This window comes from Fulverythrobacter fulvus (genome assembly GCF_037154085.1).
In the GTDB taxonomy this organism is placed as follows: domain Bacteria; phylum Pseudomonadota; class Alphaproteobacteria; order Sphingomonadales; family Sphingomonadaceae; genus Andeanibacterium; species Andeanibacterium fulvum.
The window spans coordinates 250,555-274,166 of record NZ_JBANRM010000003.1; the positions used below are offsets into that span (position 1 = coordinate 250,555).

Genomic DNA, 23,612 nt, shown 5'->3' on the forward strand with positions numbered 1-23,612 from the left:
GCGCCGGGACGTTGTTGGGCACCTGCTGCCCCTCGCCCGTTGGCATGGATGCGCAAACGCGCTATCCGCCGCTCACTGCAGGGGACGCTCAGCTTCGGTTAAGCAGCAAAAGGCGAACCGAAAGACAGCTACGAAAGGCGCGGATACGCGCCGCTGACGGGAATTAGTGCGTGATCAAATCGGTCAAGAATCTGCTGAATACCGGGCGCGGCATTACCATGGCGGCACTTGTCGCCGGTTCTGCGCTTGCCGGCGTCACTGCCCTCCACGCCCAGGACGAGACTGCAGACAGCGCCGACCCGTTCAACCTGCCATCGTCCATCACTCTGCTGGGCAAGGAAGATCCCAACCTGCGCAAGGCGACTGCCGTGGTGAACGGCTTCGTCATCACCGGCACCGATATCGACCAGCGCGTGGCGCTGATCCTGGATGCCAACAAGCAGGAAGTCTCGCCGGAAGAGCACCAGCGCCTCAAACTGCAGGTGCTGCGCAACCTGATCGACGAAACGCTGCAGATCCAGGAAGCCAAGGCACTCGAGATCGAAGTGAGCAAGGGCGAGGTCGACCAGACCTATGAACGCGTCGCCACGCAGAATTTCGGCCAGAGCAAGTCCGAACTCGACGCCCATCTCAAGAAGATCGGCTCTTCCCCCTCCTCGCTCAAGCGCCAGATCGAAGGCGAAATGGCCTGGCAGCGCATCCAGCAGCGCAACATCCAGCCCTTCATCTCGGTGTCCGAGGAAGAAGTGAACGAGTTGCTGGAGCGTCTGAAGGCAGCCAAGGGCACGGAAGAATATCGCATCGGCGAAATCTACCTGCCCGCTACTGCGGAAAACGAGCAGGTCGTGGCCGAAAATGGCCGCAAGATCATGGACCAGCTCCAGCAGGGCGGCAGCTTCGTCGCCTATGCGCGCCAATATTCGAAGGCATCCAGCGCCGCGGTCGGCGGCGATCTGGGCTGGATTCGCCTGCCGCTGCTTCCGGCCGAACTCGCCACTGCGGCCCAGCAGATGCAGCCCGGCCAGTTGGTCGGCCCGGTGAAGGTCGCCGGCGGCTTCTCGCTGATCTACCTGATCGACCGGCGCCAGGTGCTCACGGCCGATCCGCGCGATGCGACGCTCAGCCTCAAGCAGATTTCGATAGCCTTCCCGGCAGGCACTACCGAAGCACAGGCGGAACCGAAGATCGCCCAGTTCAACGCCGGCGTTGCCCGGATGCGCGGCTGCGGCGATGCGGAATCGGTGGCGAAGGAAATCGGCGCCGATGTTGTCGCCAACGATCAAATCGCCGCGCGCGCCCTGCCCGAAGCCTTGCAGGACATCCTGCTCAAGCTGTCCATCGGCCAGAGCACGCCACCTTTCGGAACAGTGCAGGACGGTGTGCGCGTGCTGATGCTGTGCGGGCGCGATGATCCGCAAGTGGATACCGGCCCCAGCTTCGAACAGCTGATGAACCAGCTTGAAGACGATCGCGTCAACAAGCGCGCCCAGCGTTACCTGCGCGACCTGCGGCGCGACGCGATCATCGAGTATAATTGAGCCACGCATGAAGGCGCTCGCGGCCTCGCTCGGCGATCCCGCCGGGATCGGGCCGGAACTTCTTTGCGAGGCATGGGCGGCCCGCCGGGAAGCCGGGCTGATGCCCTTCTTCGCCGTGGGCGGAGAACATCTGCTCGCCGCAGCGGCAGCCCGGCGCGGAGTGGAAACGCCGATAGTCCCGATTGGCGCCCCTGGCGAAGCCGCCGCCGCATTCGCGGAAGGCCTGCCGGTGCTGGGCGAGGCAGATGGGGATTATTTCCCCGGTGAACCCAATGCCGACGGGGCAAGGCTGGCCCTCTCGTCACTGAGCGATGCCGCTCGGCTCGCGGTATCCGGCAAGGCAGCGGGTATCGTCACCGGGCCGATCTCCAAGGCATTGCTGGCCGAAGTCGGCTTTACCTTTCCCGGCCAGACCGAATTCGTGGCCGATGCCAGCAATGTGGCGGCCGACGATGCCGTGATGATGCTGGCCGGGCCGCAATTGCGCACCGTGCCGCTGACGGTCCATTGCGCCTTGTCGGAAGTCCCCACCCGCCTTTCGCATGCGTTGATCGTGGGCAAGGCCCGCATCGTCGCGCGCGCGCTGGCCCGCGATTTCGGCATCGCGAGACCCCGCCTCGCCATTGCCGCGCTCAATCCCCATGCGGGCGAAGGCGGCAAGTTCGGCGATGAAGAACAGCGCATCATCGCCCCGGCGATAGAGGAACTGCGCGCCGAAGGGATCGAGGCGACCGGCCCGCATCCGGCCGACGCCCTCTTCGCCCCGCATGAACGCGGCCGCTTCGACGTGGCCTTGTGCATGTATCACGATCAGGCCCTGATCCCGCTGAAGGCGCTCGATTTCGACAATGGCGTGAACGTGACGCTGGGCCTGCCGATCATCCGCACCTCGCCCGATCACGGCACCGCCTTCGGCATCGCGGGCAAGCGCCTTGCCAATCCCGGCGCGACCATCGCCGCCATCCGCATGGCCGGTGAATGCGCCGCGCGCCGCGCCGATACCCACAGCCACGCATGAGCCTGCCCCCCTTACGCGAAGTAATCGCCCGCCATGGGCTCAGCGCGTCCAAGGCACTGGGGCAGAACTTCCTGTTCGACGAACAATTGCTTGACCGGATCGCCGCCATTCCGGGCGATCTGAAGGATCGAGCGGTGCTGGAAGTCGGCCCCGGCCCCGGCGGCCTGACCAGAGCACTGCTGCGCGCAGGCGCCCGCGTGACGGCCATCGAGATGGATCGGCGCTGCCTGCCCGCCCTTGCCGAGCTTTCCGACGCTTTCCCCGGCCAGCTCCGCGTGATCGAAGGCGATGCGCTGAAATTCGCCCCTGCTGACCTGTTCGGCACCGAGCCCTACGATGTGGTGGCGAACCTGCCCTACAATGTCGGCACGGCCCTGTTCGTCGGCTGGCTCTCCGGCGAAAGCTGGCCGCCGCAATGGCGATCGCTGACGCTGATGTTCCAGCTCGAAGTGGCCGAACGGATCGTGGCGAAGGAGGGGACTGGCGCCTATGGCAGGCTGGCCGTGCTCGCCCAGTGGCGATCCGAGGCCAAGCTGGCGATGAAGGTCCATCGCAGCGCCTTCACGCCTCCACCCAAGGTGATGAGCGCCATCGTCCATGTGACGCCCGCCGCCATGCCCGAAGGGGTTTCCGCGCGCATGCTGGAACGCGTGACCGAGGCCGCCTTCGGCCAACGGCGCAAGATGCTGCGCCAGAGCCTGAAGGGCCTGCCCGGTGCGGTTGAGGTGCTGGAAGGCCTGGGGATCGACCCGCAACGCCGCGCCGAAACCCTGAGCGTGGCGGAATTTGTCGCTATTGCGCGTGCGCTAACTGGCTGACACCCTTTCCGGCCAGCGCTGCCTCGACACTGCTGAGCGAGCCGAGGGCAGAACCTACGAAATCCGCGACATACAGCGTTCCCACGAAGGCTGCGGCAAAGAAGACCGCGAATTCGATCCGCCGGATCAACCCGCCCTGTTTGGCCGCAACGGCAGTGACCTGTTCGGCAGAGCGCACCGGGCCGCGTGCGCCGTGCTTGAGTTCCCCTTCGCCCGACATCAACCCGATCACGCTGATACGATCGCGAAAAGCCATGCCGAAACGGCGAGGGCCCGACCATTTCACCTGCCCGACGAGATTGTTGCGCCCCACCACAAGTTCGACGATCTCGCCCCGCTGTGGCGCATTCTCGGCGCTCGCAGCCAGCCCGCGGGTCGAAAGATCGAGGATGCACGCCTCCCGTTCCGGCCCCGCGCCGCGCAGGCGCGCCCGGATCATCACTTTCGTGCGTGCTTCAACCCTGGGGGTCTGCCCCATAAGGCTGCTCCTGTTAACCCTGGCCCCGTTAACCTTCGCGGCCAAGGTCGCAGGCAAACCTTTGAGAGTGGTTAAGGCATGCCAGTTAAGCTTCGGCTTCTGGCCCCGTGAACGCTATTCGCCTGAAATTCAGCGTTTTCTGTTATGGAATAGCCCTTAGTATTTTCCTCGCGCGAGGCCGTGATATCTCACGCAAATCCTGGGGGAGGACAAATTGCGTTCATATCTGCTCGCCGGAAGTTTTGCACTGGCCGCTCTTGTTGCACCGAACGCCGTCGCGGCAAAATCCGGAGTCGGGCTACAACCTTTGACCGAATGGAAGGTCGATTTCACTTCCGAACGTTGCAGATTGAGCCGACAATTCGGGACCGCCGACAGGCCCCTTCACTTGCTGATCGATTCCTATGGTTCGCGCCAGACCTTCCGGGTCGAGTTCAGCGGCAACCCCGCCCCCTCATCCAACAGGATCAGCGGCACGTTGTCCTATCGTCTGACTGGCGATGAGGCCTTCCGTGAGGACATTGCCTTTCTCAGAGGCACGTCCCGGAATGGCAGAGCCTTATGGTTTTCCATGTCATTCCTGCCTGCGGAACTGGCAAATCCGGACATCGAGGAATTCAACAGCGATGAATATTGGGCAATGGAGGCGCAGCCCGAGACAGTATTGCCAGACTACGAACAAGGGGTGGAAGAAATCACGCTTAGGCTCGCGCCGAGCAAGACGATGTCATTGGTATTAGGAGAGATGTCGCAGCCGTTGGCTGATCTTCGCCTCTGCGTAGACGGGCTCATCAAATCGTGGGGCCTTGATCCCACGCAGCAGAAAGGCCTTACCCGCCAACCCATTCCCGACACAGCGTCAGTCGCCAAGCTACAGAAAAGCTACCCGCCCGAGATGCTCAAGCAATGGCGGAACGCATTCGTGCCCATCAGGATTATGGTGGATGTAAACGGTGCAGCGACTGACTGCGTGATCCAACGCGCCACGGTCGATGAGAGTTTCAAAGCCGCCATATGCGGCAATCTGGCCAACCGTTTCAAACCCGCGCTCGACGCAAACGGAAATCCTGTAGCGAGCGTCTTTTACACGAGCGTGATCTTCACCATGAATTCTTGAGCAGAATGAGGCGGCCTCTCAGCTTTGTCCGGCCGCGGAGCAGGGATAGGCCTCCGTCAGCGCATTGATGACCATGCTGACCGCCGAGAAATTGCGATCGTGGCTGGCCAGATAGGCCACCACCTTGTCCCGCAGGTCGCCGATCACCGCATTGCCGACCGGGCAGATCGACGGATTGATGATGCCGATATCCTGCATGTAGGTCACCGTGTCATAGACCCCCATCAGAAAGCCGTAGCATTGCTCCAGGGTCGCATCATCGTCGCTGGAACATTGGGTGAAGATATCTTCACCCGTCTTGAACACTCCGCTCGAAGGGGTGGGCGTGTCGGACTGCGCATGGCCTGGGCTTGCGGCCAGTGCCCCTGCCATGGCCGTTGCAAGCATGGCGGATCTGAAGAAGGACGATGCTCGCATTGATCACTCCTGCAATTTTCACGCCTTCATAGCACACGGGCGGCGCCTGACCGAATGCCCGTTGCGGAAATGTGTAAACTTTCGCCCTTATTTCAGCATCGGATGGGACGATCCTCGAACATCCGAGGGATCGCCAACGGCTGGCCTCATGCGGAGATATTTCATGGAAAAACACTGGCGCAGCCTCGATGGCCTCAGGGGCGTGCTCGCGCTGGCCGTGGTGTTCCTGCATTTCGGGATCAATTCCTTCGGAATGCGCGTGTTCGGCCTGCCGGAGCTTCGACTGGGGCTTGCGGTTGATGTGTTCTTCATCCTCTCCGGCTTCGTGCTGACCCATTCGGTCCGCCACGGCACGACCTTCCGCACCTTCGCGTTGAAGCGATTGCTCCGGCTCATGCCGGTCTACTACGTGACTACGCTGGCCGCGTTTCTCGTGGCGCCCGAACTGCCGCAGGACCTGTGGACGGAGTTTTTCGCCATCACTCCGTTCTTCGTACGGGATGCCGCCAATTATCCTGCGTGGAGCATTTGCTTCGAGCTATATCTGCCGCTGCTGGCGGTTCTCGTCCCTGTCCGGCTTTCCCCCGGACTGGTTCGCCCGGCCCTGCTCCTGACATTGCTGGCCAGCGGAATCTGCCAGATATTCGTGATGGAAGGCAATGTGCTGTACCTGCCCCGCGCCATTCTGGGCCTTGCGGCGGGCCATCTGCTCTATCGTTCGAAGATCGAATGCCGCGTGCCGTTCGATGCGGTCGCCGTGGGGGTTATCCTGCTGATCCTGGCAGCCGCCTTCGCGCCCCCGATCACGATATTCCTGCCGTTTCTCACCTCGGCAGCCATACTGGCTGGCACACGGGGGGGATGGCTGTTTGCGACCATGCCGGCGCAATGGCTGGGCTCGATTTCCTACACGCTCTATCTGGTCCACGTCCCGGTCTATTACGCCATGGTGAAGCTGCTCGGCGCGGCCGCCGGACAGAATCCCCCGGTAAAGCTGGCAGGCATTGGCGTGGCCCTCGTTCTCGCGACACTACTCACAAGAGTGGTTGAGCGCCCGGCAATGGCCCTCTCCTCCCGCCTGTTTCCCCGCCCCTCCGGCGTGAGGGGCGAGGCAGCCTAGGCGGCAGGAATAGAGGGCGGCGCTCAGCCCGCCTTCTTCTTCAGGCGCCAGGCATGGAGCAGCGGCTCGGTATAGCCGCTGGGCTGCTCCACGCCCTTGAACACCAGATCGCAGGCGGCCTTGAAAGCCAGGCTGGTGTCCCAATTGCCCGCCATCGGCTCATAAGCCGGGTCGCCTGCATTCTGCGCATCGACCTTTGCGGCCATGCGCCGTAGCGAGTCCATCACCTGTTCGGGCGTGGCGATGCCGTGCAGCAGCCAGTTGGCCATGTGCTGGCTAGAAATGCGCAAGGTGGCGCGGTCTTCCATCAGGCCGACATCGTTGATGTCCGGAACCTTGGAACAGCCCACGCCCTGATCGATCCAGCGCACGACGTAGCCCAGCAGGCCCTGTGCGTTATTATCCAGTTCGGCGCGCACTTCCTCCTCGCTCCAGTTCGCGCCTTCGGCCAGCGGAATGGCGAGCAGCGCGTCCAGCCCCGGCGCGGGCGGCAGGGTCTTCTGGATCTCGAACACATCGGCGCGGTGGTAATGCAGCGCATGAAGCACGGCGGCCGTGGGGGACGGCACCCAAGCGGTGCTGCCGCCCGCCTTCAGGTGGCCGATCTTCTCCTGCATCATCGCGCCCATCCGGTCCGGCGCGGCCCACATGCCCTTGCCGATCTGCGCCTTGCCCGAGAGCCCACAGGCAAGCCCGATGGTGACATTGCGCTTCTCATAGGCATCGAGCCAGGCCGAGGCCTTCATGTCGGCCTTGCGGACCATGGGCCCGGCCTGCATCGAGGTGTGGATTTCGTCGCCCGTCCGGTCGAGGAAACCGGTGTTGATGAAGGCGATACGGTCCTTCACGGCATGGATGCAGGCGGCGAGATTGGCGGACGTGCGCCGTTCCTCGTCCATCACGCCCACCTTGATCGTATGGCGTTCCAGCCCTAGCAGATCCTCCACCGCGTCGAACAGATCGTTGGTGAAGGCGCATTCCGCCGGCCCGTGCTGCTTGGGCTTCACGATATAGATGCTGCCTTCCCGGCTATTGGCCCAGCGGCTCTTGCCTTCGAGGTCCAGCGTGGAAATGGCGCTGGTGAAGACGGCATCCATGATCCCTTCGGGAATCTCGCCCCCATCGGGCAGCAGGATCGCCGAATTGGTCATCAGATGGCCGACATTGCGCACGAACAGCAGGCTGCGCCCCATCAGGGCGAGCATCTCGCCCCCGGTGCGCTGGACCATGATATCGTCGTTCAGCCTGCGGGTAACGCTCTTGCCGCCCTTCTCGAATGTGTCGGACAGGTCGCCCCGGATCACACCCAGCCAGTTGCGATAGGCGGCCAGCTTGTCCTCCGCGTCCACTGCCGCGATGGAATCCTCCAGATCGACGATGGTGGTCAGCGCCGCTTCCAGCCGGATGTCGGAAATACCCGCCTTGTCCGTCTTGCCCACGGGATGCTGGTCGTTGAACACCACCTGGATCAGCAGGCGATTGTGACGAAAGACGATGGAATCGTCCGTCTCGCCCACCAGCTGGCTGACGTCGGCCAGCGGGATTGCCGGGTCCGGCCCTTCCAGATCGGCCCAGCTTCCCTCGAACAGCGGCAGCGCCTCGTCCAGGAACGCGCGCCCGGCGGCAACCACTGCCGCGCCGCGCACAGGGTCGTAGCCGGGGCCAGTGGCAGGCGCGGCGTCCAGCGCATCGGTGCCGTAGAGCGCATCGTAAAGGCTGCCCCAGCGGGCATTGGCGGCATTCAGCAGGAAGCGGGCATTGAGCACCGGCACCACCAACTGCGGCCCGGCCAGAGTGGCGATTTCCGCATCGACATTCTTCGTGCCGATTTTGAAGGGCGCCGGTTCGGGCACCAGATAGCCGATTTCGCGCAGGAACAGTTCATAGGCCTGCGGATCGTGCGGCTTGCCGCGCCGTTCCTTGTGCCAGGCGTCGATCCGGCTCTGGAAATCGTCGCGGATCGCCAGCAACTCGCGATTGCGCGGCACGAAGCGGTCGCAGATCGCCGCGAAGCCCTGCCAGAACTCGCCGGCGTCGCGATCGAGCGGGGCCAGCACCTCGTTTTCCAGGAAGGCGGCCAGTGCCGCATCCACCTGCAACCCGCTGCGTTCAACCCGCTCACTCATCGCTCTCACTCCTTCAAAATCCAATTTTAATTAGCCTGCTAACTAGCGATCTTTCCCGTCGCGGCCAGAGCTTTTCCGCACCTGCATCTCACAAGGGGTTGGACAGCGCCACATGGGAAGTTAGAGATGGTTTCGTATGCAACAGGACGCGCAAATTTCCGGGGCTCAGCTGCTCGATTCCATCGACCAGACTGCCATGCTGGCGCAGGTCGAGCGCTGGGCGGCGATCAATAGCGGCACGGGAAACCTTGCCGGACTCGCGGCGCTGGCAGGCGAACTGGCCGATGCCTTTTCCACCCTGCCCGGCGAAGTGACGCTGGAAGAACCTGCCCCTGTCACCGCCATTGCGCCCGATGGTAGGGAAGTGGCGAAGGAACACGGCCGCCACATGGTGCTGCGCGTCCGCCCCAAGGCGGAGCGGCGGTTCCTGCTGACCGGCCATATGGATACGGTGTTTCCCGTGGACCATGCCTTCCAGTCGCTCGCCTGGCTTGACGCGGACACGCTCAATGGCCCCGGCACGGCCGACATGAAAGGCGGGCTGAGTGTCATTCTGGCAGCCTTACGTGCCTTTGAGGCTACCGCAGGTGCCGCCAAGGTCGGTTACGACGTGATGATCAATTCGGACGAGGAAACCGGCTCGCTCGCTTCCGCGCCGCTGATTTCCGCGCTGGCGCAGGGGAAATATGCTGCGCTGACCTATGAGCCCTCCGCCCTGCCTGACGGCACCCTTGCCCATGCGCGCGGCGGCAGCGGGAATTATTCCGTCACCGTCACCGGCAAATCCGCCCATGCCGGGCGCAATCCGCAGGACGGGCGCAATGCCGTGGTCGCCGCCGCGCGGCTGGCCGTGGCACTGAAGGCGCTCGATCATGCGGGCCTCAGCGTCAATCCGGCGAAGATCGACGGCGGTAGCGCGAATAATGTCGTGCCCGATCATGCCGTGCTGCGCTTCAACATCCGCCCGCGCTCGACCGAGGCGGCGGATGGCTTCCAGGCCGCCTTCGCGGCCCTGCTGGCAGAGCTTTCCAGCGAGCTTAAAGTGGCCTTCCATGTCCATGGCGGCATCACTCGCCCGCCCAAGCCGGTAGATACCCGAGCGCAGAAATTGTTCGATCTGGTAAAGGCTTGTGGCACGGAATTGAATCAATCTCTCAGCTGGCGCGACAGCGGCGGCGTGTGCGACGGCAACAATATCGCCGCCTGTGGCGTCCCCGTGGTGGATACGATGGGCGTGCGCGGCGGGTCTATTCATTCACCGCAGGAATTCATGATCGTTTCCTCGCTTCGCGAGCGTGCGGCCCTGTCCGCCCTCGTCCTTCAACGCCTGTCCGTGGGAGCCCCGCTTTGAGTTTTCGCCTGCGCGCCGCGACTGCCGCGGACCTCGAACCGCTGTACCAGATGGCCAAGCTGACCGGCGGGGGCTTCACGAACCTGCCGCCCGACCGCAAGGCGCTCTCCGCCAAGCTGGAGCGGGCCCAGACCGCTTTCACGCGCCCCGATGGCGAGATGGCCGACGAAGTATTCGTGCTGGTGCTGGAGAATGTGGAAACGCGCGAAGTGCGCGGCACTTGCCAGCTTTTCACCCAGGTCGGGCAGCTGTGGCCGTTCTATTCCTATCGCCTCACCACGCTGACCCAGCATTCGCAGGAACTGGACCGCACGGTGCGCGCGGAACTGCTCAGCCTCGTCACCGATCTGGAGGGATCGAGCGAGGTAGGCGGGCTGTTCCTCCACCCCAATGAGCGCGCGGGCGGCCTTGGGATGCTGCTGGCCCGCAGCCGTTACCTGTTCATCGCCATGCACCGCAAACGCTTTGCCGACCGCATCCTGGCGGAACTGCGCGGCATTATCGACGAGCGCGGCGGATCGCCCTTCTGGGACGGGGTGGCAGGCCGGTTCTTCGGCATGAGCTTCCAGGAAGCCGATTATTTCAACGCCATCAACGGCAACCAGTTCATCGCCGACCTGATGCCCAAGCACCCGGTCTATATCGCCATGTTGAGCGAGGATGCCCGCAACGCCATCGGCGTGCCCCATCCCACCGGCCGCGCGGCGATGCGCATGCTGGAGGCCGAAGGGTTCAACTTCGAAGGCTATGTCGACATTTTCGACGGCGGCCCGACCATGACCGCGCGCACCGACAAGGTGGAGAGCGTGCGCAATTCCAGGCGCTGCACCGTGGTGGCCACCGAAGTGGACATGGGCGAACGCGCGCTGATCGCCACGGGCCACCTTTCCAGCTTCCGCTGCTGCTATGGCGCGCGCAGCATCGACGCGGACGGCAATATCTCGATCGATTCCCGCGCGGCAGACATTCTGGACGTGACGCCCGGCGACGAGGTCTGGAGCGTGGCGCGGTGACGCTGGTCGAAATCAATTTCGACGGGCTGGTCGGCCCCAGCCACAATTATGCCGGGCTCAGCCTCGGCAATCTGGCCGCAACCGCCCATGCGGGGGAAGTTTCCCATCCCCGCGCGGCTGCCCTGCAGGGCCTCGAGAAGATGCTCGGCAACATGGCACAGGGGCTGACGCAGGGATTCTTCCTGCCCCTGCCCCGCCCCAATCACCGCTTCCTGACCGAACTCGCCGCCGACGGACAGACCGATCGGGGCCTGATCGCGGCGGCGTGGTCCGCATCCTCCATGTGGACAGCCAATGCGGCGACGGTTTCCCCCAAGCCGGATACGCGGGACCTGCGCTGTCACCTCACCGTGGCCAATCTCGTCACCATGCCGCACCGCTATCAGGAATGGCCGGACACCGCGCGTCAGCTGCGGCTCGCCTTCGCGGATGCCGCGCATTTCGCAGTGCACGATCCCGTGCCTGCCTGTTTCGGAGACGAAGGCGCCGCCAACCACATGCGCCTGTGCGCCAGCCATGGCGAGGCCGGGCTGGAAATCTTCGTCTATGGCAGGCGCGGCGGCCCCTTCCCCGCCCGCCAGCACGAACAGGCGAGCCGCATCGTCGCCCGCGCCCATGGGCTCGATCCCGATGCCGTGCTGTTCGTCGAGCAGAACCCCGATGCGATTGCGGCGGGCGCCTTCCACAACGATGTGGTCGCGGTCGCCAATGAGCGGGTGCTGTTCACGCATGAACAGGCCTTTGCCGATCCGGACGGCACCTATGCCGCGATCCGCGCGAAAATGCCCGAGGCCGAGATCGTGATCGTTCCGGCAAGGGCGGTGAGCCTTGCCGAGGCGATCCGCACCTATCTGTTCAACGCCCAGCTTGTCACTCTGCCCACGGGCGAAATGGCGCTGGTGATCCCGATGGAAGCGCATGAAAGCCTTGCGGTGCGTGGCTGGCTGGATGCGATGCTGGCAGGCAATGGCCCGATCCGCCGGGTGATCCCCGTGGATGTGAAACAGAGCATGGCCAATGGCGGCGGCCCGGCCTGCCTGCGCCTGAGAGTAGTGGCCGATCCCCAGACCGTCGATCCGCGCTTCCTGCTAACCCCGGCCAAGGCAGAGCTGGTCGCGGCGGTGGTGGAGGAATGGTGGCCCGCACAGATCGATCCGGCCACGCTCGGCTCATCCGCGCTGGAAGAAGAAGTGGTCACCGCGCGGCTCAAGCTGCTCGAGGCGCTGGACCTCACCGAACTGGCCTGATGCTGTCGGCCGCCTTTACACAGCGACGAAATGTTAACCACTTACTTGCCCGGATTTCTGCGTCTGGCATGATCGTTGCTGCTCACCATGTTAAGGAAGAGGGGAACGCATGCTCGCCAAAGTCAGAAGGCTGTTTACGATCAAGACGAAGGTCGAAGCCTTTCTGATCATCTATGCCCTGGCACTCGGCGCGGTGGAACGCGGCACCCTCTACCTCAGCCAATATCCGGGCGTCGGCGGCAAGTTGCTGTTCCTCGCCTGCACCGGGGCAGTGTTCATGGCTGGCGGCAAGATTCTCGACTGCCTGAAGCTGGAAAAGCAGAAGCGCCTCGCCGAAATGGAACTGGCCGCGCAGACGGTCCACTGATCTCCACCACGGGATCGGCCATTCTTCACCCCAGGATCGAACATTCTTCGTCATTCCCGCGCAGGCACGCGCCAGGCGGCTTTTCCGGGCCCGGCCAAAGAGCGATTTCGGCCGGAATTTCGTTCAGGCCGGAGCGAGAGTGCGGGATTTCGAGAACCGGAGCGGAGCGTACTTCGGTACGTGAGCACCGGAAGCGCAGAAAGCCTGCGCTCGCAGCCCGGCATGGGCGGAATTCAGGCTGAAATGGGGTGGGGGATTCTGTTGCTAGGCTCCCCCGAGCCCCCGGAATCCACTTCTGTTGCCCGGTGGGTCCAACCGCGTTCTAACTTTGTAACTTCAGGCCGTTAGGCCCTAGAATTACGCTGCGAGAGCAAGTGCTTCGTTGTCGTTGGCACTTATGAGTTTTGAGCCTTTAACGGGTTACTCAGCCCGGGCGAAAACAGTGCTTTTCAACACACGTCGATCCTGGTTCGGCCCCGTCATTTCCCCCGCGACAACGGAGGAGGTGGTGGAGCCGCCGGGTACTGCCCCCGGGTCCGCTGTGCCTATTGCACACCGCAGTTTATCGCCATAGCCGGCCGAAACCGGCAGGCCTTATATAGGGGCGCTTTGCTGAATGGGAAGTGGCTGGCGAACCAGCCCTTCCGCTTATTTCTTCAGCGCGTCCCTGATTTCGGTCAGCAGGTCGATCTCGCTCGGCCCGGCGGGCGGCGGCGGAGCGGCTTCTTCCTTCTTGCGCAGCACCTTGTTCACCGTGCGCACCATCAGGAAGATCACGAAGGCCAGGATCAGGAAATTGATCACGGCGGAAATGAAGGCTCCCCAGGCCAGCACATTCGCCCCGGCGGCCTTGGCCGCGGCCAGCGGAGTGCCCGGCGCAACCTCGCCGCTGAGCACGATATACTGGTCCGAAAAATCGACATTGCCGATGATCGCGCCCACCAGCGGCATGATCACGCTGTCGGTCAGCGACGTGACGATCGCGGAAAAGGCCGCACCGATGATGACGCCCACGGCCAGGTCCATCACATTACCCCTTGCTATGAACTCCTTGAATTCCTTGATCATTTTCATTCCCTCCAGGCTCATGACGTAAACTTCACACTGCCACCTTTGCGCAAATGTCACAAGCATCCCCTATCCGGTTATCCTTGAACGCGGCCCCCACCGTGCTATCTATGCAATACAGTAAGCCGTCCGCAGGAATGGACGGCATGGAGGAACGATCGCCATGACCAGCTCGCTCACCGCCCGCATCACCCGCCTTGCCGTCGTCGCCGTTGCCGCGCTCGGCCTCGCGGCCTGCGGCATCAACAGCGTGCCGACCAAGGAAGAAGAAGCGAAGGCCCAGTGGGGCACGGTCGAAAGCGCCTATCAGCGCCGCGCCGACCTCATTCCCAATCTCGTCGAAACGGTGAAGGCCGCCGCTGGCTCCGAAAACCAGATCCTCACCAATGTCGTCGAAGCCCGCGCCCGCGCGACCTCGATCAACATCACGACCGACGATCTGTCGAACCCCGAGGAATTCGCCAAGTTCCAGGCCGCCCAGAACCAGCTGACACAGGCGCTGGGTCAGTTGCGCACTGTGGTGGAAGCCTATCCGCAGCTCCAGAGCCAGCAGGACTTCAAAGACCTGATGGTGGCTCTCGAAGGCGCGGAAAACCAGGTGAACGTGGAACGCATCCGCTACAACGAGAAGGCGCGGGAGTATAATACCGAAATCCGCACCTTCCCGTCGATCATGGCCGCCAAGATCGTCTACGGCTCCAAGCCGATGGAATATTTCAAGGCCGATGAAGGTGCCAAGGAAGCCCCCAAGGTTGACTTCGGCGGCATGGCCAGCGCGCCCTCTTCCGCTGCGCCGGCAAAGTAAGGAGTTGGCGGAGATCAGGCTGTGACCTTGCCGCAACCGCGCGGTTTCGCGCTCGCCATGCTCAACGCCCTGCTGGCAGTCATGCTGCTGGCAGGGCTTTCCGCCCCCGCACAGGCAGCGTTGCCACCGCGTCCGGCGGGCCCTGTCTATGACGGGGCCAATCTGATCCCCGATCAGCAGGAAGCAGCGATGGATGCCCGGCTGCGCGAATACAACGCGAGGACCGGCCGCGCGGTAATCGTGGCAACTGTGCCCAGCCTCGATGGCGACACTATCGAGAGCTACGCGCCCAAGCTGTTTGAGACCTGGGGCATCGGCGGAGCAGAGCGCGACACGGGCGTGCTGCTGCTGGTCGCGCCGAATGAGCGCAAGGTGCGCATCGAAGTCGGCTATGGCCTGACACCCTATATCACGGACATCCTTTCGGGCCGGATCATCCGCAACGACATCACGCCGCGCTTCAAGGAAGGCGACATGGCCGGCGGGATCGAGGCCGGGCTGAACGCCATCGTCACTCAGCTTGACCGTTCCCCGGAAGACGCCAAGGCAATCGCAGAGGCCGCTGCCGCTGCCGAAAAGGCGCGCGAGACGGACAGCACTCCCAGCATTGGCGGGATCATCTTCTGGATCGTGCTGATCATCTTCTTCGCGCTCGTCTTCGGCAGGCGGAACCGGGGTTATCGCCGCAGCGGCTTCGGTAATGCAGTGGGCAACATCATCCTGTGGGAAGCACTCAATGTTGCCACACGCGGTGGCCGGCATGACGGCTGGGGCGGAGGTGGCGGCTTCGGCGGCGGCGGTGGTGGAGGCGGCTTTGGCGGCTTCGGCGGCGGCATGTCCGGTGGCGGCGGCGCTTCGGGCAGTTGGTGAGGGGACAGTCCATGGCACGCATCACCCTTTCCGACGAGGAACGCCAAAAGGTCAGCGACGCGGTAGCTGCGGCGGAGGCCGACACCGCAGGCGAGATCGTGACTATCGTCACCGATCGTTCCGATGGGTATATCGATATCGCCTTTGCATGGTCGGTCGCGGTCAGCTTCCTCGCCATGACGCTGTTCACCGCTTTCCCCGATTTCTATCTCGGCCTGATCGACCGGATTTTCGGCCTGTGGGGCCATGACTGGACGCATCGGGAATTGCTGTCGCTGGTGATGGCCGTGGGCGTGATCAAGTTCATCGCCATGATGCTGCTGCAATTGATCCAGCCGCTGAAGTTCTTCCTGATCCCGCCCTCGGTGAAATCCGCCCGCGTACGGGACCGTGCGGTCAGCTTCTTCAAGGTGGGGGCAGAACGGCGCACGCATGGCCGCACCGGCATCCTGATCTATCTGTCCATGCGCGAGCATCGGGCGGAAATCGTCGCGGACGAGGCGATTGCCGCCAAGGTGGAGCCGACCGTCTGGGGCGAGGCGATGGTGGACATGCTGACCCATATCAAGGATGGCCGGATCGGTGACGGAATGGCCGTGGGCGTGCAGGATGTGGGGGCGATCCTCGCCCAGCACTTCCCACGCGCCGAAGATGACCGGAACGAACTGCCGGACCGCCTGATCGAAGTATGACCGAAACCACCATTCCGCCAGACGCCGCCATGCCTGAGGAAATCCACTGGCAGGGCCGCTTCATTATCGCCAAGACCCGGGGCAAATGGGAATATGTCAGCCGAGCGCGAGACATTCGCGCGGCTGTGATCCTGGCGCTGGATGGTGACGAAGTTATCCTGGTCGAACAGTTCCGCGTGCCGCTCGGCCGCCCCTGCCTGGAACTGCCCGCCGGGCTGATCGGCGACGATGCGGGCGCAGAGGGCGAACATGCGCTCGACGCCGCCCAGCGTGAGTTGGAGGAAGAGACCGGCTATCACGCGGCCCAGTGGGAAAATCTGGGCGAATATTACTCCTCCCCCGGCATGGTCAGCGAGAGTTTCACTCTGCTGAAGGCCACGGGCCTGACCAAAGTGGGCGAAGGCGGCGGCACGGAAGGTGAGAATATTAACGTTCACCGCGTAAAACTGAGCCAGATCGCGAAAACCATCGCTGAATTCCGGGCAAAGGGACACGGGATCGACGTGCGGCTGTTGATGCTGCTCGGTGGAGGCTTTATCGGCGGGTAATGTCCCGGCCCGAGGAATTGCTCGCCTTCCTGCCTGAAGGCTTCCCCGCCAACCTTTCCTCTGCCGAGGCGGCTTGCCTTGTCGCGGAACGGATCGCCAATCTGCCGCGCGGCACTATGCCCCCAATCATCGGGATCAATGGCGCGCAGGGGTCAGGCAAGTCCACGCTCACCCAGTTGATCGGCATCGCGCTGGAACGCTTCCACTCCATGCGCCCGGCCCTGCTCTCGCTGGACGATTTCTATTTCGGCAAGCCGCCGCGCTTGCAGCTTGCCCGGCTGGTTCACCCGCTGTGCGAAACGCGCGGCGTGCCCGGCACGCATGACGTGCTGCTGATGGCCGATACGCTCGACGCGCTGGCCAAGGCGGGGCCTGACAGCCGCACGCCCCTGCCCCGCTTCGACAAGCTGGATGACGACCGAGTGAGCCGCGAAGAATGGCCCGAATTCGAAGGCCGCCCGGACGCGATCCTGCTGGAAGGCTGGTGCGTGGGCCTGCGCGCCGAGGACCTGCCCGCCTGGACTGGCCCGATCAACGAGTTGGAGGCGGAGGAAGACCCGGCAGGCGACTGGTTCCGCTGGTCGCTTGGCGAACTGGCGCAGGCCTATCCCGCGATCTGGGACCGCTTCGCCCTGCTCATCTCCATCGAAGTGCCGGATATCGAAACCGTGATCGCCTCGCGCCTCAAGCAGGAAGAAGGGCTGGCCGCAGGCAGTGACCGGCCGCGCATGGACCGGGCGGGCGTGACGCGCTTCGTCCAGCATTACGAGCGCTTCACCCGCGCGGTCTGGGCATCCATGCCGCAGCGGGCCGACATGCTTTTCCGCCGGACGCCGGATTTCGGCTACAGCCTGGCGAAGTGACCGCTACGAAGCGGCGTAAGGGAGAGAAGAATGAAGATCGCAATCGTCGGCGCAGGGGCCATGGGCTGCCTATATGCAGCCGCTTTCCATCGCGCGGGTTGCGCCGTCACGCTGGTGGACGTCAACCGCCCGCATATCGATGCGATCAATGCGCGCGGACTGGAGCTTGAAACCCGCGCCGGTCACGAAATTCTGCCCCTCCCCGCCCGCCTGCCGCAGGATGCGGAAGGGATCATGGACCTGCTGCTGGTCTTCACCAAGGTGTTCCACACAGATGGGGCCATGGCTGGCGCCGCGCATCTGATCGGACCTGACACATACGTCCTCACCCTGCAGAACGGCCTCGGCAATGCGGAACGGATCGCCGCCCATGTGCCGAAGGATCGTGTGCTGGTGGGCATCGCTTCCCTGCCTGCCGATCTGGAAGGGCCGGGCAAGGTCCGTTCGATGGGTGAAGGCGGATCGCGGCTCTATCCTGCCTTCACGCAGGATGAGAGTTTTGCCGCCCAGGTAGCCGAGAAGCTGACGCAGGGCGGGATGACCGCCAAGCTCGAACCGAAGATTCACGAGGCGATCTGGGAAAAGGCGATCTTCAACGCCGCCATGAACCCGCTCTGCGCCCTTACCCGCCGCACGCCAGGCTTTTTCCTCGAAAAGCCGGAAGCACGGGGCATGATCCACGACGTGGTGGAAGAAGGCACTGCCGCCGCCAATGCCAATGGCTATGCCATCTCGTCAAAGCCGATCCACGACCTGACGCTGGTTTCCATGACCGACCATGCCGATCACGAAGCCTCCATGCTGCAGGACGTGAAGGCCGGACGCCGCACGGAAGTGGATTCGATCAACGGCGCCATCGTGGAAGCCGCAAAAAGAGCGGGGGCCGAAGCCCCCGTCACCGAAACATTGTGGCGTCTGGTGAAGCTCGAGGAGGCAAAGCTGGGAGAATAACCCCCAGCCTTGTTCCCGCCTTGCCCGTAGATCAATCCTCAGGCGCGACGACCTTGCGGCTGTGGAACAGCCACTTGCCGTTGACGCGCACGACTTCGTCCACTCCATTGCCCGCGGCGATCAGCTTCGGCGGATCATCCAGCTTGCCGGTCTCGCTCAAACGATAAGTCTGCCAGTAATAATGGATCTTGGCCGTGTGCGGCCCGGTGAATTCGATCCAGTGATTGCTGGTGGCGTGCTGAAGCTTCGGGGCGGCCTTTCCGTCCTTGGTGAAGTCCGCAATCATCTTGCGCAGCGCTTCGCGGCCCTTGGTCTCGCCGAACGAGCCGTCTTCCGTGAAGGAGGCGGCGTAGGCATCCGCATTGAACTTGTCGAGCGCGCGGTCATAGCGCCACATCAGCGCCTCGATCTCCTCGCGGTCTTTCGCCTGACGCAGTTCGACGTCGACGCTACCGACTGGCGGGGCCCCGGCATCAGGCAGGCTAGCGGGATCCCAGTGCTGGTCGGCCTTGCCGTCCACGAAGCGCCAGGTATCGAACCAGGTGGTGGTGTAGGTCTTGGTCGGATCGCCCGGCATGGGCAGGGCGCGCACCGTCAGCACAGTGACGTAATCGCCTTCCGCCTGCACTGCCACGATGGGCGAAGTGAGCGTCTTGCACTCCTTGTCTTCCGGACGCTTGGCCACGTTGATGAAGTAATCCATCACGCCCTTCAGGCCCGAGGCCGCGAAAGGGTTGTGCTGGATATAGCGGTCCGTGATCCATTCAGGCGCACGGGTCCACTGATTGCACTGCAGCAGCTCCTTCATGATGTGGAGCGCGGCCTGCTTGTTCCGGTGCAGCTTGGGATCGCTGCTGTTGAACAGCGAAACCGGGTCCGGATGGGCGATTACCGGATCGCTCAGCGGCTTCATCTGCGCGGATGCGGGCGCAGCCGCGAGCATGCCAGAAGCCAGCAGCGTCGCTGCCAGCATCGTTATTTTGGACTTCATGGAATATCCCCTCTGACTTCCTGATTCTCCCGTACCGGATTTGTGTAACGGCCCCGTCATTTGTTTCAAACAATGCATATGGATTGCTTGGTTGTTGCGCTGCACCACGCGCATGCTAACCAAGCGTCATCATCTTCCGCCCGCCTGGGCACAGTCTGCCGAGCTTGAGACCATGCAATCGACAGCCCTTCCCGGCGGGACTTCCGCCCGATGAGCAATTCCGCGCCACCCCCTTCGCTCGGCTTCAGCGTCGGCATTACCGGCCACCGGGCCGACCGCATCACGGACAAGCCTGCCGTGCGCGCCCGGCTGGACGAAGTGCTCAGGACCATCCAGCAGTCGATGGACCATATCGCGACCGGGCATCTGTTCCAGGCTGGCCGGCATCCCCTGCGCATGGTCTCGGCCATTGCCGAAGGGGCGGACCGGATGGCGGCCGAGGCCGCGCTGGACCTTGGCGAGACGCTGGAAGTGATCCTGCCCTTCCCGATGCCGGAATACGAGAAGGATTTCGAGACTGCGGAATCCCGCTCCGAATTCCACGACCTGCTCGGCCGTGCTTCCGCGCTGATCGTGCTCGACGGGGACGATGAAGACCGCCCCCGTTCCTACGAGGCGGCGGGCATGACCCTGCTCGACAATTGCGACCTGCTGATCGCTATCTGGGATGGCGGGCCGGGGCGCGGCCGGGGCGGCACGCGCGAGATCATCGGCCAGGCCGCGCGGCGCGCCATGCCGGTGGTGGTGATCCCGCCCGACGGCTCCTCCATCACAATTCACGGATCGATCCACGGCGAGCCGATGCGCTTCATGGATGTGCCGACGCATTCGCTCGACATCCTGCCCGATATCGTTGCCTCGCTGCTGGGCACTTATGGCGACGCGAAGGAAGAGGCGGAATGGCGCAAGCTCGCCGAGATGCCGCCAAACCCGCTGATTCACGAAGCCTATCCACTGCTGCTGAAGCTGGCTGGGGTACGTCCGTGGTTTCGCCGCAAGAGCGCCGCCGGTGGCTGGGAAGATCCGCCCGCCAAAGGCGCGCTGGCCGAAGCCTTCCACTGGTGGGACGATGCTGCCATTCGCGCGGCGCAGGCCTTCCGCTCGGCAGTGATCGTCAACTTCTCGCTCGCAGCCATGGCTGTCGTGCTCGCGGCCAGCGGCGTGCTGGGCGGACATTACAAATGGCTGTTCGTGGTGGCGGAAATCGTCACGATTCTGCTGCTGCTGATCAATGCGGTTCATGCCGGGCGGATGCGCTGGCAGGAACGGTGGCTGGAATCCCGCCAGGTGGCCGAACTGCTGCGCGTGTGCACCATGCTGCGCAGTGTGGGCATCGGGCGCGGCATTGCCGATCCGGGTGAAGGCGGTTCCAATGGCTGGTATGCCGGGGCCATCGCGCGCAGCTGCGGCATGGAATCGGTCGACCTCTCCCACACACTCACCGCCGCGGAGCCGCTGATCACCGAAGTGACGAGCCAGGCAAACTGGAACGAGAGCACCTCGCACCGGATGCATCTGGCGGCCCATCGTATCGAGCGGTTCGGCGAAGTGCTGTTCGCGGCCGTGCTCGCCTCCTCGGTGGGCTGGCTGATCCTCTATTTCACCGCCGAACATATCGCGACGGACCTGAAATACGTCCTCACCACTATCACAGCCGGCCTTCCGGCAGTCGCCACGGCGAGCTACGGCATCCGAGTGATCCTGGATTTCGAAGGCATCGCCGGGCGCGCGCACCAGATTTCGCTGGGCCTCAACGCCCTGCTCAAGCACTGGGAAGCCAGCCCGCAGACTTCGGCCAGCCTGCAGGAATTCGCCCGCCGCGCGGCGGACATCATGCTGAGCGACGTGGCCGCATGGCGCCTGCTGGCGGAAGGACGGCGACTGACGATCCCGGGCTAGTTCGCAAGGAGGTGTCACCCTTTCGGGCAGGAAAACACCGTGTTTCGTTTGCAGGGCCCCGCCCTTGCGAGGCCCGGTTTCCAGCCGTTTTTCCACGTTTGACGCGGGCCGGAGTGTCACCTTCGGTTTCGGGTTTTCGTGCAGGCCTTGCGCGTTCCGGCAAGCGGGATCGTGACAGGCTAAGGAAGTGCGAAGCGGGTCGGGTGCGAGGTTGTTCATCGCACAGGATAAACCCCATTTGGGGGCGTGTAGGAAAGTGTTTTCCGGCGCGCGTCCTTGGCCGCCAACTCGCTGGCAGCCAAGTCTCCGCCCGCTCAGACCTCCGCGCGGGTGCGCACTTCGTGGACCAGCGTGTAATGGCCCACGGTCAGCACCGAGCCGACCGGAAGCACGGCCGCGCCCATCACGCGCTGGCCATCCACATAGGTCCCGTTGGTGGAATTGAGATCGGAAACGAACAAGTCGTTTTCCTTCAATTCGACCGTGCAGTGGGAGCGGGAGACCTTTGAATCGGCCAGCACCACATCGGCGGGCGCGACCCGGCCGATCTTGATGCCCAGCGGCCCCACGATGTAGCGCTTCGTCTCGCCATCGCCTGCCGAAACCTCGAGACAGTGCAATTCATCACTGCCCATCAGCGCGAATTCGTCTGACTGGGTGTAGAACTGCGTCGCCTCGTATTCTTCCTCAGGCTCCTCAATCGCGGCGGCAGCCTGAGTGCCGCCCTGCTTCATGATCGCTTCCTGAAGCGCGGCCACGGCCGAAAGCAGGCTGTCCATCTTGACGTTTGAAGCGCCGTCCGCCTGCGCGGTCGCGACCGCCGATCGCAACGGCGGCGGAGCCGGCCGGGTGGCGACCGGCTGAGGCGGAGGCGGCGGAGGCAGACCGGCGGCGGCATCGGCCGCACGCCCATTGGCCACCAGGCGCCGCACGTCCTTGACGAACACCTTCCAGTGATCGTCCGCAACATCGCCATCCCAGTGGCAGAGATCCGCCGTATGGGTAAGTTCGAAGATGATCGGGCGATTACAGGGCTCGATAATCACGGGCGCCAGCGTGCGGTTCCGGTCCGCCAGCGTCGCTTCGGCGCGCACCCAGCGGGAAATGACCGAACGCGGCGACCACAGAACCACCACGGCCTTGGCCGCGCGCAGTTCCTGCTCGATTATCTCGTCGAAGGTTTCGCCCGAATGGAGCGCAGCGTCCCACCACACCGAAAAGCCTTCTTTCCCGAAAGCTTCGGCGAATTTCTGCGCGGTCCCCTGATCATCCCGCGCGTAGGAAATGAAGATGTCCTGTCCGTGCAACTCGACACTCCAACCGGAACAGCCTGAGGACATTCCCCGGGCATGTTGGCATTTCTGCGATCCCCACCGCGACGCTGCCCATCGTTCAAAAGAAAAACGGCGCAGCGACTATCTGTTCTTGAAACGCGCCCGACTCCCCCCGAAGCCCAAGTCACGATTGGGGCGGGAAGATATCTCAAGACCTTTCATTCGCAAGTGCAAAAGATCATTGACACAAATCCCGCATTCACCGTGAAAATCCCGGAAACGCGCGGGTTTTATCGCCCAGAAATCAGGCTGACTTCACCCTGACGATCACTATCGTCACATTGTCGGGCGCGCCGCGCGCCAGCACCATTTCCAGCAGCGAATCAGCGGCTTGCTCGATCGGCTTGGAATAGAGTGCGGCGAGGATTTCCACTTGGCTGACCATGCGCGTCAGCCCGTCACTGGCGAGCAGGAAGATGTCCCCCGGAAATGCGACACCGCCCTTGGTCTCGACATGCAATTCTTCCGCCGCCCCGACTGCCCGGGTAATGACGTTGGAATTGGGGTGCTTTTCGGCATCGTTCGGGTCGAGCATCCCGGCCGCGACCAAATCCTGCACCAGGCTGTGATCGCGCGTGATCTGCACGATAGTCCCGTCGCGATAACGATAGGCTCGGCTGTCCCCCGCCCAGAAGCAGCAATATTGGCCATTGCCCAGGGCCAGCCCCACCACCGTGCTGCCGATGGTGCGCGGTTCCATGCCCTGATGGGCAAGATCGATCAGATAGCTGTTGGCTCGCTTCAGCGCGGCGACGGCCTGCGTCGTCAGCGCCTCGGGGTCCGGTGTCGGCCCAAGGCCGGAAATTGCCTCGACAACCTTGGCGCTGGCAACTTCGCCCGCCTCATGCCCGCCCATGCCATCGGCGACCACCCAGATTCCCTTGTCGGGATAGCTGGCAAAGGAATCCTCATTCAGCTTCCTGCGCAGCCCAACATGGGTTCGTAACGCGCATTCGAAACCCATTACTTATTCCTTACACA

At 63.5% G+C, this 23,612-nt stretch carries 23 protein-coding genes and 1 other RNA gene; 16 read left to right on the forward strand and 8 right to left on the reverse strand.

Features of this window, described 5'->3' with window-relative positions; genetic code table 11:
- Window positions 1-218 precede the first annotated feature (218 nt).
- From WFP36_RS10920 to rsmA, 3 genes are read left to right on the forward strand one after another with little or no spacing between them, the layout of a single operon-like run.
- A complete protein-coding gene (locus tag WFP36_RS10920; protein WP_419716634.1) occupies window positions 219-1,538 on the forward strand; it encodes a peptidylprolyl isomerase in 1,320 nt (439 codons plus the stop codon).
- 7 nt (window positions 1,539-1,545) lie between these two features.
- Window positions 1,546-2,556 (forward strand): 4-hydroxythreonine-4-phosphate dehydrogenase PdxA, encoded by a 1,011-nt coding sequence (gene pdxA, locus WFP36_RS10925; RefSeq protein WP_336980452.1) that lies wholly within the window; start codon window positions 1,546-1,548, stop codon window positions 2,554-2,556.
- Complete coding sequence (rsmA, locus tag WFP36_RS10930) at window positions 2,553-3,374, forward strand: 16S rRNA (adenine(1518)-N(6)/adenine(1519)-N(6))-dimethyltransferase RsmA (RefSeq protein WP_336980454.1); 822 nt, start codon at window positions 2,553-2,555, stop codon at window positions 3,372-3,374. Before pdxA ends, rsmA begins: the two co-directional genes overlap by 4 nt.
- Here the strand turns inward: rsmA and WFP36_RS10935 are convergent.
- A complete protein-coding gene (locus tag WFP36_RS10935; protein WP_336980456.1) occupies window positions 3,349-3,852 on the reverse strand; it encodes a PilZ domain-containing protein in 504 nt (167 codons plus the stop codon). The two genes, rsmA and WFP36_RS10935, sit on opposite strands and share 26 nt — an antisense overlap.
- 214 nt (window positions 3,853-4,066) lie before the next feature.
- On the opposite strand from WFP36_RS10935, the gene WFP36_RS10940 reads away from it, so the two are divergent.
- On the forward strand, window positions 4,067-4,969 hold the full coding sequence (locus WFP36_RS10940; protein WP_336980458.1) for a hypothetical protein: 903 nt from the start codon (window positions 4,067-4,069) through the stop codon (window positions 4,967-4,969).
- Between the two features lie 18 nt (window positions 4,970-4,987).
- Here the strand turns inward: WFP36_RS10940 and WFP36_RS10945 are convergent, their stop codons facing one another.
- The gene (locus WFP36_RS10945) at window positions 4,988-5,341 is read right to left on the reverse strand and encodes a Rap1a/Tai family immunity protein (protein ID WP_336980460.1); all 354 of its coding nucleotides are present in this window, start codon (window positions 5,339-5,341) and stop codon (window positions 4,988-4,990) included.
- Window positions 5,342-5,549: 208 nt separating this feature from the next.
- Between WFP36_RS10945 and WFP36_RS10950 the strand changes: the two genes are divergently transcribed.
- Window positions 5,550-6,506 (forward strand): acyltransferase family protein, encoded by a 957-nt coding sequence (locus WFP36_RS10950; RefSeq protein ID WP_336980462.1) that lies wholly within the window; start codon window positions 5,550-5,552, stop codon window positions 6,504-6,506.
- 23 nt (window positions 6,507-6,529) lie between these two features.
- Here the strand turns inward: WFP36_RS10950 and WFP36_RS10955 are convergent, their stop codons facing one another.
- A complete protein-coding gene (locus WFP36_RS10955) occupies window positions 6,530-8,632 on the reverse strand; it encodes a malate synthase G (protein ID WP_336980464.1) in 2,103 nt (700 codons plus the stop codon).
- Between the two features lie 136 nt (window positions 8,633-8,768).
- Here WFP36_RS10955 and WFP36_RS10960 point away from each other — a divergent pair, with 136 nt between their 5' ends.
- The 4 genes from WFP36_RS10960 (at window position 8,769) to WFP36_RS10975 (ending at window position 12,610) form a co-directional block, all read left to right on the forward strand.
- Window positions 8,769-9,983: a hydrolase gene (locus tag WFP36_RS10960; RefSeq protein WP_336980466.1), complete on the forward strand. Its 1,215-nt coding sequence runs from the start codon at window positions 8,769-8,771 to the stop codon at window positions 9,981-9,983.
- Window positions 9,980-10,996 (forward strand): arginine N-succinyltransferase, encoded by a 1,017-nt coding sequence (locus WFP36_RS10965; RefSeq protein WP_336980468.1) that lies wholly within the window; start codon window positions 9,980-9,982, stop codon window positions 10,994-10,996. Before WFP36_RS10960 ends, WFP36_RS10965 begins: the two co-directional genes overlap by 4 nt.
- On the forward strand, window positions 10,993-12,243 hold the full coding sequence (locus WFP36_RS10970; protein ID WP_336980470.1) for an N-succinylarginine dihydrolase: 1,251 nt from the start codon (window positions 10,993-10,995) through the stop codon (window positions 12,241-12,243). Before WFP36_RS10965 ends, WFP36_RS10970 begins: the two co-directional genes overlap by 4 nt.
- 109 nt (window positions 12,244-12,352) lie before the next feature.
- A complete protein-coding gene (locus tag WFP36_RS10975) occupies window positions 12,353-12,610 on the forward strand; it encodes a hypothetical protein (RefSeq protein WP_336980472.1) in 258 nt (85 codons plus the stop codon).
- Between the two features lie 284 nt (window positions 12,611-12,894).
- On the opposite strand, the gene ssrA is transcribed toward WFP36_RS10975, so the two are convergent.
- Both ssrA and mscL read right to left on the reverse strand, forming a co-directional pair.
- Window positions 12,895-13,237, reverse strand: a transfer-messenger RNA (tmRNA) gene (gene ssrA, locus WFP36_RS10980).
- 21 nt (window positions 13,238-13,258) lie between these two features.
- Window positions 13,259-13,678: a large conductance mechanosensitive channel protein MscL gene (mscL, locus tag WFP36_RS10985; RefSeq protein WP_336980474.1), complete on the reverse strand. Its 420-nt coding sequence runs from the start codon at window positions 13,676-13,678 to the stop codon at window positions 13,259-13,261.
- Between the two features lie 163 nt (window positions 13,679-13,841).
- Here mscL and WFP36_RS10990 point away from each other — a divergent pair, with 163 nt between their 5' ends.
- From WFP36_RS10990 to WFP36_RS11015, 6 genes are read left to right on the forward strand one after another with little or no spacing between them, the layout of a single operon-like run.
- Entirely contained in the window at window positions 13,842-14,483 is a 642-nt protein-coding gene (locus tag WFP36_RS10990; RefSeq protein WP_336980475.1) for a LemA family protein, read from the forward strand.
- A gap of 21 nt (window positions 14,484-14,504) precedes the next feature.
- Window positions 14,505-15,353: a TPM domain-containing protein gene (locus WFP36_RS10995; protein WP_336980477.1), complete on the forward strand. Its 849-nt coding sequence runs from the start codon at window positions 14,505-14,507 to the stop codon at window positions 15,351-15,353.
- Between the two features lie 11 nt (window positions 15,354-15,364).
- Entirely contained in the window at window positions 15,365-16,045 is a 681-nt protein-coding gene (locus tag WFP36_RS11000; protein WP_336980479.1) for a TPM domain-containing protein, read from the forward strand.
- Entirely contained in the window at window positions 16,042-16,593 is a 552-nt protein-coding gene (locus WFP36_RS11005; protein WP_336980481.1) for an NUDIX hydrolase, read from the forward strand. Before WFP36_RS11000 ends, WFP36_RS11005 begins: the two co-directional genes overlap by 4 nt.
- Window positions 16,593-17,456, forward strand: a complete 864-nt coding sequence (locus WFP36_RS11010; RefSeq protein WP_336980483.1) for a kinase — start codon at window positions 16,593-16,595, stop codon at window positions 17,454-17,456. The genes WFP36_RS11005 and WFP36_RS11010 overlap by 1 nt, the downstream gene beginning before the upstream one ends.
- Window positions 17,457-17,486: 30 nt before the next feature.
- A complete protein-coding gene (locus WFP36_RS11015; protein WP_336980485.1) occupies window positions 17,487-18,407 on the forward strand; it encodes a ketopantoate reductase family protein in 921 nt (306 codons plus the stop codon).
- 31 nt (window positions 18,408-18,438) lie between these two features.
- On the opposite strand, the gene WFP36_RS11020 is transcribed toward WFP36_RS11015, so the two are convergent.
- A complete protein-coding gene (locus tag WFP36_RS11020) occupies window positions 18,439-19,398 on the reverse strand; it encodes a nuclear transport factor 2 family protein (RefSeq protein WP_336980487.1) in 960 nt (319 codons plus the stop codon).
- A 210-nt stretch (window positions 19,399-19,608) separates the two neighbouring features.
- On the opposite strand from WFP36_RS11020, the gene WFP36_RS11025 reads away from it, so the two are divergent.
- Entirely contained in the window at window positions 19,609-21,297 is a 1,689-nt protein-coding gene (locus tag WFP36_RS11025; protein WP_336980489.1) for a DUF4231 domain-containing protein, read from the forward strand.
- Window positions 21,298-21,611: 314 nt separating this feature from the next.
- Here the strand turns inward: WFP36_RS11025 and WFP36_RS11030 are convergent, their stop codons facing one another.
- A complete protein-coding gene (locus tag WFP36_RS11030) occupies window positions 21,612-22,604 on the reverse strand; it encodes a TIR domain-containing protein (protein WP_336980491.1) in 993 nt (330 codons plus the stop codon).
- 271 nt (window positions 22,605-22,875) lie between these two features.
- Window positions 22,876-23,595, reverse strand: coding sequence for a PP2C family protein-serine/threonine phosphatase (locus tag WFP36_RS11035; RefSeq protein ID WP_336980493.1), 720 nt, complete (start codon window positions 23,593-23,595; stop codon window positions 22,876-22,878).
- Between the last annotated feature and the right edge of the window lie 17 nt (window positions 23,596-23,612).